A 12,975-nucleotide genomic window follows, 5' to 3' on the forward strand; every position below is an offset into this window, starting at 1 on the left:
ATGCCGGCTGCGATCAGCACGGAAGGTCTGGTCAAGTCGTTCGGGCAGACCTTTGCCCTGGACGGTCTCGACCTCACGGTGCGAACCGGTGAGGTGCATGGGTTCCTCGGCCCGAACGGCGCGGGGAAGACAACCACCATTCGCATCCTGCTGGGCATGACCCGCGCGGACGAGGGGACCGCGCGGGTCCTCGACGGCGACCCTTGGTCGGACGCGACCGACTTGCATCGCCGCCTGGCCTACGTTCCCGGTGACGTGACGCTCTGGCCGAACCTGTCAGGTGGCGAGGCGATCGACCTGCTCGGTCGCATGCGCGGCGGCATCGACAAGAAGCGCAAGGCCGAGTTGCTCGAGCGCTTCGACCTCGACCCGCGGAAGAAGGCCCGCGCGTACTCCAAGGGCAACCGCCAGAAGGTCGCGCTGGTCGCCGCATTAGCGTCCGACGTCGAGCTTCTGCTGCTCGACGAGCCGACGAGCGGCCTGGATCCGTTGATGGAGGAAGTGTTCCGCGAAGTCGTGAAGGAGACCGGTCGGACGGTGCTGCTGTCCAGCCACATCCTGTCCGAGGTCGAGGCGCTCTGCGATCGGGTCACGATCATCCGGGCCGGCCGCGCGGTCGAGAGCGGCACCCTGTCCGAGCTGCGACACCTGACGCGTACGTCGATCCAGGCCGAGCTGGTCGGACCGATGAACGGCTTGGCCCAGCTGGCCGGCGTACATGACCTCAAGGAGACCGAGGGACGCGTCCAGTTCGACGTCGACACGGACGAGATCAACACGGTACTGCGACGTTTGACGGAGATCGGCGTACGGAGTCTCGTGAGCCAGCCGCCCTCGCTGGAGGAGCTGTTCCTGCGGCTGTACGAACCCGAGGCCGTGCAATGAAAAGCCTGGCGGGCACCGGCGGGCTGATCCGGCTGATCCTGCGCCGCGACCGGATCATCCTGCCGTTGTGGATCGTGCTGCTCGTGGCGATCTCGGTCAGCTACGTGAAGGAGTACGGCGATCTGTTCCCGACGCCGGACTCCCGCATCAAGTACGCGAGCAACGCCGGCTTCATCACCTTGTACGGCGAACTGTCCGGGCCCAGCCTCGGCGAATTCGTCACCTGGCGCCTCGGATTCGTCCCGGTGATGGTCGGACTGATCAGCCTGCTCACGGTGATCCGGCACACCCGGGTCGAGGAGGAGACCGGTCGTCGTGAGTTGCTCGGGGCAACCGTCATCGGACGGCACGCACAACTGGCGGCGGCGCTGATCACAGTCTTCGGCGCAAACCTTACCCTCGGCGTGCTACTTGCCTTGGGCATGCACAGTCAGGACCTGCCACTGGCAGGATCAGTTGCCATCGGCATCGTTTACGCCGGCACCGGTTGGTTCTTCGCGGCCGTTGGTGCCGTGGCTGCGCAGTTGACGGCCAGTGCTGGTACGGCGCGTGGCATCGCGATCGGCGTGCTCGGCGGCGCCTACGTACTGCGGGCAGCCGGCGACACCAGCGCGCACACGGACGGGCCGCTCGCCTGGTTGTCGTACCTGTCGCCGATCGCCTGGGCACAGCGGATCCACCCGTACGCCGAGAACCGTTGGTGGTTGGGAGCACTGATGCTCGTGGCAACCATCGCACTCACAACGACAGCCGTCGTTCTCGCCACCAGACGGGACATCGGCGCCGGACTGTTGCCGGACAAGCTCGGCCCCGCAGACGGCACCCTCGGCTCCCCACTCGCGCTCGCCTGGCGACTGCACCGCGGTCTCCTCGCGGCCTGGACGGTCGGGTTCGCCTTGCTGGGCTTGTTGTTCGGCGGTGTCGCCAAGGGTGTCGGCGACATGATGAAGGACGATCCGACCATCCAGGAGATGTTCCAGCGGATGGGCGGCTCGGCCGGATTGATCGACTCGTTCCTGGCTGGAGTGATGACGCTGGTCGGGTTGATCGCGTCGGCGTACGCCGTGCAGGCAACGCTGCGACTGCGCGTCGAGGAGAGCAGCGGACGGGCCGAGCCCGTGCTGGCGACCGCGACGAGTCGCTGGCAGTGGGCCGCGAGTCATCTCGTCTTCAGCCTGCTCGGGCCGGCGGTCGCGTTGCTGGCGGCAGGTGTGGCCGAAGGCCTTGCGTACGGCGTCGCGATCGGCGACGTCGGCGGGCAACTCCCGCGACTGATCGGCGCGGCGCTCGCACAACTCCCCGCCGTGTGGGTGCTGGCCGCGATTGCCATCGCGATCTTCGGGTTCTTCCCGCAGGCGTCGATGATCTCGTGGGCCGGACCAGCTGTCTGCATTCTGATCGGCCTCGTGAGCGCGGGTGTCGCCACAGCCGGCTGGATCCGCAACATCTCGCCGTTCACCCACCTCCCGTCGCTACCGGGTGGAACTGTGTCCGCAGGTCCACTGATCACTCTGCTCGCGATCGCTGTCGTCGTGGGCTTCGCGGGTCTGGTCGGACTGCGTCGGCGCGATCTTCCGGCCTGACCGCGTCGAGAACCGGGTAGCGGCTCCGACGTGGCCAGTATGAGAGAACACGAACGAGCAGTTCACGACAGCACGGCACTCCCGCCGGTGGTGGATCGGGCAACGTTCGACGCGGACCTCGACCAGTTGCGCGCCAGGGAGAAGGCCCACACGCGAGAAGCAGACGCGATTGCAGCCCAACGACGCAGGCTCCCGATGGTCGAGGTCGACGCGACCATCACGGTGACCGGACCGAACGGTCCGGTCACCCTGCTCGAAGCATTCGAAGGCCGCAAGCAACTCCTCGCCTACTACTTCATGTGGCACACAGGCCATCCGGCTGAAGAACAGTGCCAAGGCTGCACCTGGTGCACAGGACAAGTGCAGGAGATCTCGTACCTGCACTCGCGCGACATCACGTTCGCCGTCTTCGCCCAAGGCCCGTACGCCGAGAGCCGTGCGTACCGCGACTTCATGGCCTGGACGATGCCGTGGTACTCCGCTGTCGGCTCGCTGGAGCGGCTGCTGGTCGGGCGGAACATCGGGCAGATGTACCTGATCTCGTACGTGCGCCAGGGCGACCGCGTCTTCGAGACGTACTGGACGACCATGCGCGGCGTCGAGGTGATGGACAACAACTACGCGCTGATGGACCTGACGGTGTACGGACGCCAGGAGCCGTTCGAGGACTCGCCGGACGGCTGGCCCAAACAGTGGGCAACCGAGAACCCGGTGCTGCCGAAGACCATCGACGGACGGCCGATCTCGCAGTGGTCGCGGATCGCGAGCGGGCGCTCCGACGAGCTCACTTCCGGGCGTTCCTCGACCAACTGAACGCGTAGAACCCGAACGCGGCGATACCGATCGCGAGCACCGTCAGCAGCACGGATCCGAACGGCTGGTCCTTGATCGTGTGCAGCGCCGTGTCGAGACCACCGGCCTTCTTCGGGTCGTAGCTGATCGCGGCCCAGCCGAACAGTATGCCGACGACCACGAACGCGACGCCCTTCGCGGCGTACCCGATGCGGCCGAGCAGGATGGTCACCTCGGAGACCCCGCCGACCAGGTCCTCCATGAACTTCTTCGTGATCGCCTTGTAGATCTGGTAGCAGCCGATCCCGATGATCGCGACGCCGACCGCGACGATCAGGAACCGCCCCGCACCGTGAGCCATGATCCGGGCGGAAAGCGTCTGCTGTCCGCCGGTGCTCGACCCGCCAGAACCGACGGCGACCTTCACCGCACTGATGCCCAGCACCAGGTAGACGATCGCCCGCCCCACGGACGAGACCTTCTTCTGGGTGTCGAGATGACCCCAGACGAGCTCGAGCACCCGCCACACGACCAGCGCGAACATGCCGATGGCGACGACCCACAGCAGGACTCCACCGAGCGGCTGTGCGGCCAGTTCCTGCAGCGCGCCTTGTTGCGAGGCCTCCTTGGAGGACTTGCCCCACGCGAGTTGCAGTGCGATCCATGCGATCAGGATGTGTACGACGCCGTACGCGATCAGACCGACGGTGATCCCGACGTCGTACGTCCGGCTGTATCTGACTTCCTGGGCGGTGCTCATACCCCTCCCGGTGCCCTGCGCGAAACGATCAGGCGGAGACAGGTGCGCTGGCTTCCCGGTCTGCTTCGTCGATATCGCCGTACTCACCGTGACGATAGGCGCGACGACCAAGGGTCCAGACGTAGGTGAAGAAGGCCAACTCGGCGAGGATGCCGATCGTCACGCGGACCGGGGCCGGCAGGAACGGTGTCACGAAGCCCTCGATCAGACCGGTGACGAGGAGTACTGCGGCCAGACCGATCGCCATACCGATCGTCGCGCGTCCTGTCTGGGCAACCGCCTGCATTCGAGTGCGGGGGCCGGGAGCGACCCAGGACCAGCCGAGACGCAGTCCGGCCGCCGTCGCGACGAACACCGCGGTCAACTCGAGCAGACCGTGCGGTGCGATCAGGCTGAAGAACAGGCCGCCCTCGTCGTGGCCGATCATCAGACCGGCGCTCAGACCGAGGTTGATCGCGTTGTCCCACAGGATGAGGACGGACGGGACCAGGAGGATGCCCAGGGCGAGTGCGGCGGCACTAAGAGTCGCGTTGTTGATCCAGACACGGAGAGCGAAGTCCTGCGCCGGGTTGTCCGAGTAGTACGACTGGAAATCGTGCTCGACGAACTGCTTGATCTGGTCCGGCGTGCCGATGGAGTCGATCACCTCTGGGTGGGCCAGCACTCGCCAGGCGGTCCAGGCCGCCACCAGGTAGAACAGCAGACCGATGGTGAGCCACCAGCGTCTGGAGGCGTACAGCGCGGCCGGGAAGCTCACCAGAAAGTACTTCGAGATGTCCCGCCAGACAGGAGCCTGCGCACCGGTCACCGCACCGCGGGCGTCGGCAATGAGGCCGGACAGGCGACCGATCGACACCGGATCCGCGCCGGCGGCCCGGAGCGCGGCCAGGTGGGTGCCGACGCGCTGGTAGAGAATGACCAGCTCCTCGGCCTCCGCACCGGACAGGCGGCGCTGGCGACGGGTCAGGTGGGCCAGGCGGTCCCACTGCGGCTGGTGCACCGATACGAACGCTTCGACGTCCACAGCTACCCCCTTCCTCCACCCGACTGCTGGCAGACTAGCCGGACGCAGTGTCTAGGCAGGAGGGGGCGACGACGTGTCTCAGCTGGTCACCGGCGAAGCGGTCGTCCTCCAGGTGCGGATCGCCAGGATGCCGACGCGGGCGCTGGCGTGTGCGATCGACGTGGCGCTGCAGGGCGTCGTCCTGGTGGTGCTTGTCTCGTTGCTGGCCGGGTTCCTGCTCGGGAGCGAGTCCAGCGAGGCTCTGGCGGTCGCGCTGATCTTCATCGTCGTACTGCTCGTGGCGGTCGGCTATCGGGTCCTGATGGAGACGCTGACCCGCGGGCGGACCATCGGCAAGATGGTGCTCGGACTGAAGGTGGTCCGTGACGACGGCAGCTCGATCCGGTTCCGCCACGCACTGGTGCGGACGCTGATGTGGTTCTTCGTCGACTTCGCGCCGTGGTTCGCGGCCTGTCCGGGGATCGTGTCGAGTCTGATGAACAAGCAGGGCAAGCGGATCGGTGACATGGTCGCCGGTACGGTCGTCATCCGCGAACGCCACCAGCCGATGGCGTCACCGCCGCTGTTCGTCCCCGGCCACCTGGTCCAGTGGGCGCAGTCGCTGGAGCTCTCGCGCCTGTCCGACGACCTGGCCAACTCGGCCCGCGACTACCTCGCCCGCTACACGGATCTCCTGCCCGGCGCACAGATCGCGCTCGGCGACGCACTGGCCGCCCGCATGGCCGCCGTAACGGCTCCGGCTCCACCAGTCCCGATCATCGCCCCCGCGTACCTCTCCGCGGTCCTGGCCGAACGCCGCCGCCGCGAGCTCATCCGCCTCTCCACCCACCGCCCGGCGCAGACCGGCCCGTTCACGAACCCGTCGTACGCCGTCCCCGCCGGCCCCTTCGCCCCACCCAGCCCGTACGGCGCACAGCCACCCATGCCCGCACCGACTCCCTTCATCCCGCCCCCGCCGCCTCCTGGCCCCCGCCCGGTCACCGTGAACGCCCAAGGCTGGGCCACTCCGGGCAGCAACGAAGCCGGGTGGTCCTGACACAAAGCGAAGCGCCCCACAGGAAGACCTGTGGGGCGCTTGCCGTGGGGGGAATCAGTAGCGGTAGTGCTCCGACTTGTACGGGCCTTCGACCGGTACACCGAGGTACGCCGCCTGCTCCTTGGAGAGCTCGGTCAGCTTCACCCCGAGCGCGTCCAGGTGGAGGCGGGCGACCATCTCGTCCAGGTGCTTCGGGAGCACGTAGACGTCGGTCGGGTACTCCGCGGTCTTCACGAAGAGCTCGATCTGGGCCAGGACCTGGTTGGTGAACGAGTTCGACATCACGAACGACGGGTGGCCGGTGGCGTTGCCCAGGTTCAGCAGGCGGCCCTCGGACAGAATGATGATCGTGTGGCCGTCCGGGAACCGGAACTCGTCGACCTGCGGCTTGATGTTGACCCGCTCGACACCGGGGGTCTTGTACAGGCCGGCCATGTCGATCTCGTTGTCGAAGTGGCCGATGTTGCCGACGATCGCCTGGTGCTTCATCGCCGCCATGTGGTCGGCGGTGATGACGTCCTTGTTGCCGGTGGTAGTGACGAAGATGTCGCCGATCCCGACGACGTCGTCCATCGTGCTCACCTGGTAGCCGTCCATCGCGGCCTGCAGCGCGCAGATCGGGTCGATCTCGGTCACGATCACCCGGGCGCCCTGGCCGCGCAGCGACTCCGAGCAGCCCTTGCCGACGTCGCCGTACCCGCAGACGACCGCGACCTTGCCGCCGATCAGCACGTCGGTGGCGCGGTTGATGCCGTCGATCAGCGAGTGCCGGCAGCCGTACTTGTTGTCGAACTTCGACTTGGTGACCGAGTCGTTGACGTTGATCGCCGGGAACAGCAGCGCGCCGGCCTTGTGCATCTCGTACAGCCGGTGCACGCCGGTGGTGGTCTCCTCGGTGACACCCTTGATGCCCTGACCGATGGTGGTCCACTTCGACGGCGACTCGGCCAGCGTGCGGGTCAGCAGCTTCAGGACGACGCCGTACTCCTCGGAGTCCGCGGTCGACGGGTCCGGTACGGCGCCGGCCTTCTCGAACTCGGTGCCCTTGTGGACGAGCATCGTGGCGTCGCCGCCGTCGTCGAGGATCATGTTCGGGCCCTCGTCACCCGGCCAGGTCAGCGCCTGCTCGGTGCACCACCAGTACTCCTCCAGTGTCTCGCCCTTCCAGGCGAACACCGGGACGCCGGCGGGGGCGTCGGCCGAACCCTCGGGCCCGACGACGACCGCGGCCGCAGCGTGGTCCTGGGTGGAGAAGATGTTGCAGGAGACCCAGCGCACCTCGGCGCCGAGCGCCACCAGCGTCTCGATCAGCACCGCGGTCTGGATCGTCATGTGCAACGAACCCATGATCCGGGCCCCGGACAGCGGCTTGCTGTCGCCGTACTGCTTGCGCATCGCCATCAAGCCGGGCATCTCGTGCTCGGCCAGCCGGATCTCCTTGCGCCCGAACTCGGCCAGGCCGAGATCCGCCACCTTGTAGTCGAAGGTCATGCCGCTCCCCTGAAGACTGTGATTGGTACTCGCATGAGCCTAGAGGGGCGAGCCACGCGGTTTGATCGCTCCGGGCGCGATTTTGACACCGAAATGTCAAGATTGAGATATGCGCATCACCGAGGCCGCTCGCCAGCTGGGTACCACTCCACGCATGCTGCGCTACCGGGAGGCGCTCGGGTTGCTCCCGCGATCCCGGTCCGAGCACACCGCCCAGCGCCAGTACGACGACCGCGACCTGGCCGCCGTCCAGCTCGCACTCGACCTCGAACGCCGGTACGACGTGACGCCGGCCGCGCTCGCGTTCGCGCTCCGGGCGCTCGCCGAGCCTTCCGTGGCCGCCGACATCCGCAACCTCGGCTACCGCACCGGCCGCCTCACCGCACCCCCGACCCAGGCCCAGATCGACCGCGACCGCGCGCTGCGCTGGCTAGGCCGCTCCGGCGTCCTCCCACCCCGTCCCCGCTGACCCCCTCCCGTCTGGTGGGTATACCCACCAGAGCGTGGGTTGGCCAACCGGATTCCGGTTGGCCAACCCACAGGGCGGTGGGTGTACCCACCAGACGCGAGGGGGGTCAGTGGGACGGGGCTTCGGGGACGGCGGGGCGTTCGTCGGGGACGTGGTTCTCGACGTAGACGTCGGGCTCGAGGTAGATGTGCTGGCTCATCGGCTCGGCCGCGCGGATGGCGCGTTCGGCCGCGTCGATGGTCTCGGCGACGACGGCCGCATCGGTGGTCGGCTCGACACCGACCTTGGCTGCGACGAGCACCTCCTCCGGACCGAGGTGCAGAGTCTTGATGTGGATCAGGCGCTGGACACCGGGCGTGTTCTCGATAGCGGCCACGATGCGGTCCTGGGACTCGCGGGTCGCGGACTCGCCGAGCAGCAGCGACTTCATCTCGATCGCCAGGAAGATCGCCACGCAGACCAGCAGCGCGCCGATCGCCATCGACCCCAGACCGTCGAACACACCGTTGCCGGTGGCAAGCGTCAGCACGACGCCGATCAGCGCCAGCACCAGACCGGTGAGCGCGGCGAAGTCCTCCAGCAGGATGACGGGCAGCTCCGGGGCGCGGGCGTTGCGGACGAAACGGACCCAGGGCACGTGTCCGCGGATCTTGTTCGCCTCGTGGATCGCGGTCCGGAACGAGAAGCCCTCCATCAGGATCGCGAGCACCAGCACCGCGACCGGAACCCACTTCCAGTTGTCGATCCCGTGCGGGTCGTGCACCTTGTGATAGCCCTCGTACAGCGCGAACAGACCGCCGACGCTGAACAGCACGATCGACACGATGAACGAGTAGACATACCGCTCCCGGCCGAACCCGAACTGGTGCAGCTCGTCCGCGGACCGCTTGGCCCGCTGGCTGCCGACCAGCAACAGCACCTGGTTGCCCGCGTCGGCGAGCGAGTGGATCGCCTCGGCCAGCATCGACGCCGACTGGGTCAGTGCCCAGGCGGCGAACTTGGTGACCGCGATCCCGGTGTTCGCCAGCAAAGCCGCAATAACGGCCTTGTTTCCGCCACCAGCCATGGTTGTTCAGGTCCTCCGTCAGGGATCAGCGTGCGGACACGACGAACGCCGTGCCGGAACCACGCAAGATACAGGGTCCTTCGGGTCCCGCGGCGAACGCGGACTGGCCTGTGGACAACGTCACCGAAGACTCTTTGCCCGCAGCATCGATCGTGCCCGCGACACAGCAGATGATCCGCGGTCCGACTCCGTCGACGGTCCGCTCGCTACCGTCCAGATCGACCCGCTGGATGGCGAAGTACGGGCAGCCGGTCTCGTAGATACCCTCGTCATCGGCCGTCAGCACCGGGTCCTCGAGCGGCTCGAAGTCGACCACCGAGACCAGCTCCGGTACGTCGATGTGCTTGTGCGTCAGGCCACCACGCAACACGTTGTCGGAGTTCGCCATCACCTCGAACCCGAGGCCGTGCAAGTACGCGTGCACGTTCCCCGCCGGCAGGTACACCGCGTCGAACCGCTCCAGTCGGACGCGGTTCAGCAGCAATGCCGCGAGTACGCCGGGATCGTCCGGGAAGTCGGCACACAACTTCGACAGCGTCTCGCGCTCCAGCTCGAACGCGTCCCCGACGTACTGCACTACGGCCTCGCCGAGCGCGCCGACCAGCGGACGGATCGCGTCCCGGTCGGCACTCATGAATTCGGTGAACGCCTCGCGGAGCTTCCCGTCGCGCAGCCGGTCCGTGAGCTCACCGAACCCGGTCGGCGCCAGCGCCTCGAGCAGAGCGATCGTCCGGTCCAGCGGACGGAAGCCCACCAGCGCGTCGAACGGCCCGAGCGCGATCAGGATCTCCGGCTTCGGCCAGGCGTCCTTGTAGTTCCGGTCCGCGGCATCGCGGGGAATCCCGGCCGCCTCGTCCCGCTCGTACCCGTCGATCGCCTGGTCCCGGGAGGGATGCGCCTGGATCGACAACGGCTGCCCCGCCGCCAGCAGCTTGGCCAGGAACGGGAACCGGCCCTCGAACCGCTCGGCCGTCTCCTCGCCCAGCACCGCGGCCGGGTCGTCCGACACCACGTCGTACAGGGTGTCGCCGTTCGGCAGCACCGACGGCGCGGACTCGTGCGCGCCCATCCACATCTCGGCCTGCGGGGTCCCGTCCGGCTCCACGCCGAGCAACTCGGGGATCGCGGTCAGCGAGCCCCAGGCGTAGTCCCGGATGGTGTTCTGCAGCCGCACTACCACGCCAGGTCCTCCGAAGGGTTCCCCGACCCGGCCGGGTCGTCCACGGTCGCCATACCGTGCCGGCCGAGGCCGATCCCGAGGTACGCCGCGGCGTACCGGCCCTGCTGGGTCAGAGCGGCGTACCGGGCGACATCTGTGCCGTTGGCCTGCGTGATCGTGTGCACGCGAACGTCGTGTGCCTCCGCCTTGGACTCCAGCTTGCGGCGGTGCTCGGCGACACCGGCCTCCTCGATACCGTCGTCGAGGATGATCAGCGCCGGCCGGAGCTCGGCCGGCTTGTCGAACGGGTCCGCGAACAGGTCCCGCGGCGGCTGATTGAGCACCGGCAGGAGATGACCCGCATCAGCAGCCAGCGCCGGCCGGCCACTGGCCAGCCGCAGCGCCTCGACCACGCGGCGGGCAGCACGCGCAGCCAGCACCGAGCCACCCCAGACCAGCGGCAACGCGTCCGCCAGCACCAGAGCGAGATCCTTCGCCGGGTTGGATGCCACGTCGTTGTTTGGCGAGCACTCGATCGCTACATCGTCGAGCAGCGCCGCCACGGCCTTGTGGTCCACCTCCGGCCCCAGCTCCATCTGGTGCAGCGCCTGCAGTACGGCGACGGCAGCAGCCAGCTGGTCGTCCGACTGGGACGGCAGCCGGATCGCGTGCCGGAGTCCGGCGGACGCGATCGCCACCGGGGAGTCCTCCGGCGCAGCCACCATCAGCCCGCAACCCCGGCGTACCGCTTCGCCGGCGGCCGACACCGCGTCGAGGTCCTCGGCGGCACCGCCCAGCACGACCACCAGGTCCAACGGACCGGCCCAACCCGGCAGCCCCGGACCAGGCCACGCCAGGAAGGGCACCGGGCAGACCGGCTCGAGCACAGCCCGCACCAGCCGCGCGTCGCGGCCGGCCGCTACCACGGCCCGCGGCCGGAAGCCGTCGGACTGGAGCGCGGACAGCACGTCGGAGGACGCCTCCAGCTCGGCCCGGATCCGGGCCCCGGCCATCGCCAGCCGGCGGAGCAGGTGGTCTGCCGCCTCGAGGGCGGCCGGGTCGTCCAGTCGGGTGTCGTCGAAGACGCTCATCAGCTTCCCGTCAGCTCTCTGTCGCGGCGGTTTCCCTGGTGTCCCGGGCTTCGTCGATCAGCAGCACCGGGATGTCGTCACGCACCGGGTAGGCCAGCGCGCACGACGCGTTCGTGCAGACGAGCTCGTTGGCCTCGTCGTCCACGCGGAACTCCGAGCGGCACTTCGGGCAGACCAGGATGCTCAGCAGGTCCGGGTCCAGATTGACTGCCATTCAGTTCTCCTCCACCGATGCGCCGGTGATCAGGGCCAGTACTTCGTCACGGACACGTTCCATCTCGGACCGGTCCGAGGCCTCGACGTTCAGCCGCAGCAACGGTTCCGTGTTCGACGCACGGACGTTGAACCACCACTGTCCCGCCGACACGGTCAACCCGTCCAGATGGTCGACGGTCACGCCGTCGAGGCCAGAATACGTATCTTCGATCGCCGCGACCGTCGCCGCCGCGTCCGCGACCTTGTTGTTGATCTCGCCGGACGCGACGTACCGCTCGTACTCCGCGAACAGCTCGCTGGCCGGCTTGTCCTGCTCCCCCAGCGCGGCCAGCACGTGCAGCGCGGCCAGCATGCCGGTGTCGGCCCGCCAGAAGTCGCGGAAGTAGTAGTGCGCGGAGTGCTCGCCGCCGAACACCGCGTCGGTCTCGGCCATCTTCTGCTTGATGTTCGAATGCCCGACCCGGGTCCGGACCGGAACGCCGCCGTGCTCGGCGATCAGCTCCGGAACGGCCCTGGAGGTGATCAGGTTGTGCAGGATCGTCGAGCCCGGGTGCTTGGCCAGCTCCCGGACGGCGACCGCGCCGGTGATCGCGCTGGGCGAGATCGGGTCGCCCTTCTCGTCGACCACGAAGCAGCGGTCGGCGTCGCCGTCGAACGCGAGCCCGAGGTCGGCGCCCGTCTCACGGACCTTGGCCTGCAGGTCGACCAGGTTCTTCGGGTCGAGCGGGTTCGCCTCGTGGTTCGGGAAGTTGCCGTCGAGCTCGAAGTACAGCGGGATGATCGTCACCGGCCCCTTGGCGAACACCGCCGGCACGGTGTGGCCGCCCATGCCGTTGCCCGCGTCGACGACCACGGTCAGCGGGCGGATGCCGCTCAGGTCGACCAGGTCGTGCAGGTGATCGGCGTACGCCGTCAGCAGGTCCTTGTGCGTGACATGTCCCGCTGCGGGGGCCGTCGCCGGGCCCTCGGTCAGGGCCTTCGCGACCAGGTCGGCGATGTCGCGCAGACCCGAGTCGGCGCCGACCGGAGCGGCGCCCGCGCGGCACATCTTGATGCCGTTGTACTTCGCCGGGTTGTGGCTCGCCGTGAACATCGCCCCGGGCAGGTCGAGCCGGCCGGACGCGAAGTACAGCTGGTCGGTGGAGGCCAGGCCGATGTCGATCACATCCGCGCCGGTGCTGGTCACCCCCTCGGCGAATGCCGCCGCCAGGGCCGGGCTGGACGGTCGCATGTCGTACCCGATCACGACCGCCCCCGGACCCGCGAGGACGTCCAGGACCTCGACGAACGCGGCGCCGGTCGCCCGGGCCACCGCTTCGTCCAACTGGTCCGGGACGACCCCACGCACGTCGTACGCCTTGAAGATCGCCGCAACGTCAGCCATGCGTGGACCCTATCCGGCC

General features: G+C 68.2%; 13 protein-coding genes. 5 read left to right on the forward strand and 8 right to left on the reverse strand.

Annotated elements, in window-relative coordinates; translation table 11 throughout:
• Genes EV653_RS19465 through EV653_RS19475 form a run of 3 tightly spaced genes read left to right on the forward strand, consistent with a single transcriptional unit; the run spans position 1 to position 3,281 of the window.
• A complete protein-coding gene (locus EV653_RS19465; protein WP_134105164.1) occupies positions 1 to 885 on the forward strand; it encodes an ABC transporter ATP-binding protein in 885 nt (294 codons plus the stop codon).
• Complete coding sequence (locus EV653_RS19470) at positions 882 to 2,468, forward strand: ABC transporter permease (protein WP_134105165.1); 1,587 nt, start codon at positions 882 to 884, stop codon at positions 2,466 to 2,468. The genes EV653_RS19465 and EV653_RS19470 overlap by 4 nt, the downstream gene beginning before the upstream one ends.
• Positions 2,469 to 2,507: 39 nt before the next feature.
• Positions 2,508 to 3,281 carry a DUF899 family protein gene (locus EV653_RS19475; RefSeq protein ID WP_134105166.1) on the forward strand — a complete coding sequence of 258 codons (774 nt, stop codon included), beginning with the start codon at positions 2,508 to 2,510 and terminating at the stop codon, positions 3,279 to 3,281.
• Here EV653_RS19475 and EV653_RS19480 read toward each other — a convergent pair.
• Together EV653_RS19480 and EV653_RS19485 are read right to left on the reverse strand one after the other, a co-directional pair.
• Positions 3,253 to 4,020 (reverse strand): DUF1206 domain-containing protein, encoded by a 768-nt coding sequence (locus EV653_RS19480; RefSeq protein WP_134105167.1) that lies wholly within the window; start codon positions 4,018 to 4,020, stop codon positions 3,253 to 3,255. The two genes, EV653_RS19475 and EV653_RS19480, sit on opposite strands and share 29 nt — an antisense overlap.
• A gap of 28 nt (positions 4,021 to 4,048) precedes the next feature.
• Positions 4,049 to 5,044: a stage II sporulation protein M gene (locus EV653_RS19485; protein WP_134105168.1), complete on the reverse strand. Its 996-nt coding sequence runs from the start codon at positions 5,042 to 5,044 to the stop codon at positions 4,049 to 4,051.
• Positions 5,045 to 5,117: 73 nt separating this feature from the next.
• Between EV653_RS19485 and EV653_RS19490 the strand changes: the two genes are divergently transcribed.
• On the forward strand, positions 5,118 to 6,080 hold the full coding sequence (locus tag EV653_RS19490) for an RDD family protein (protein WP_238159897.1): 963 nt from the start codon (positions 5,118 to 5,120) through the stop codon (positions 6,078 to 6,080).
• Positions 6,081 to 6,134: 54 nt separating this feature from the next.
• Here EV653_RS19490 and ahcY read toward each other — a convergent pair whose 3' ends face one another.
• The gene (gene ahcY / locus EV653_RS19495; RefSeq protein WP_134105169.1) at positions 6,135 to 7,571 is read right to left on the reverse strand and encodes an adenosylhomocysteinase; all 1,437 of its coding nucleotides are present in this window, start codon (positions 7,569 to 7,571) and stop codon (positions 6,135 to 6,137) included.
• Between the two features lie 109 nt (positions 7,572 to 7,680).
• On the opposite strand from ahcY, the gene EV653_RS19500 reads away from it, so the two are divergent.
• On the forward strand, positions 7,681 to 8,040 hold the full coding sequence (locus EV653_RS19500) for a MerR family transcriptional regulator (RefSeq protein WP_130444468.1): 360 nt from the start codon (positions 7,681 to 7,683) through the stop codon (positions 8,038 to 8,040).
• A gap of 106 nt (positions 8,041 to 8,146) precedes the next feature.
• On the opposite strand, the gene EV653_RS19505 is transcribed toward EV653_RS19500, so the two are convergent.
• The 5 genes from EV653_RS19505 to EV653_RS19525 are packed head-to-tail and all read right to left on the reverse strand — an operon-like array spanning position 8,147 to position 12,956.
• Positions 8,147 to 9,106, reverse strand: coding sequence for a cation diffusion facilitator family transporter (locus EV653_RS19505; protein ID WP_134105170.1), 960 nt, complete (start codon positions 9,104 to 9,106; stop codon positions 8,147 to 8,149).
• A 25-nt stretch (positions 9,107 to 9,131) separates the two neighbouring features.
• Entirely contained in the window at positions 9,132 to 10,286 is a 1,155-nt protein-coding gene (gene manA, locus EV653_RS19510; RefSeq protein ID WP_134105171.1) for a mannose-6-phosphate isomerase, class I, read from the reverse strand.
• Positions 10,280 to 11,356, reverse strand: a complete 1,077-nt coding sequence (locus tag EV653_RS19515) for an SIS domain-containing protein (protein WP_134105172.1) — start codon at positions 11,354 to 11,356, stop codon at positions 10,280 to 10,282. The genes manA and EV653_RS19515 overlap by 7 nt, the downstream gene beginning before the upstream one ends.
• 10 nt (positions 11,357 to 11,366) lie before the next feature.
• Positions 11,367 to 11,570 carry a Trm112 family protein gene (locus EV653_RS19520; protein WP_130444460.1) on the reverse strand — a complete coding sequence of 68 codons (204 nt, stop codon included), beginning with the start codon at positions 11,568 to 11,570 and terminating at the stop codon, positions 11,367 to 11,369.
• A complete protein-coding gene (locus EV653_RS19525) occupies positions 11,571 to 12,956 on the reverse strand; it encodes a phosphomannomutase/phosphoglucomutase (protein ID WP_134105173.1) in 1,386 nt (461 codons plus the stop codon).
• Between the last annotated feature and the right edge of the window lie 19 nt (positions 12,957 to 12,975).

This window comes from Kribbella pratensis (assembly GCF_004365355.1).
GTDB lineage: Bacteria > Actinomycetota > Actinomycetes > Propionibacteriales > Kribbellaceae > Kribbella.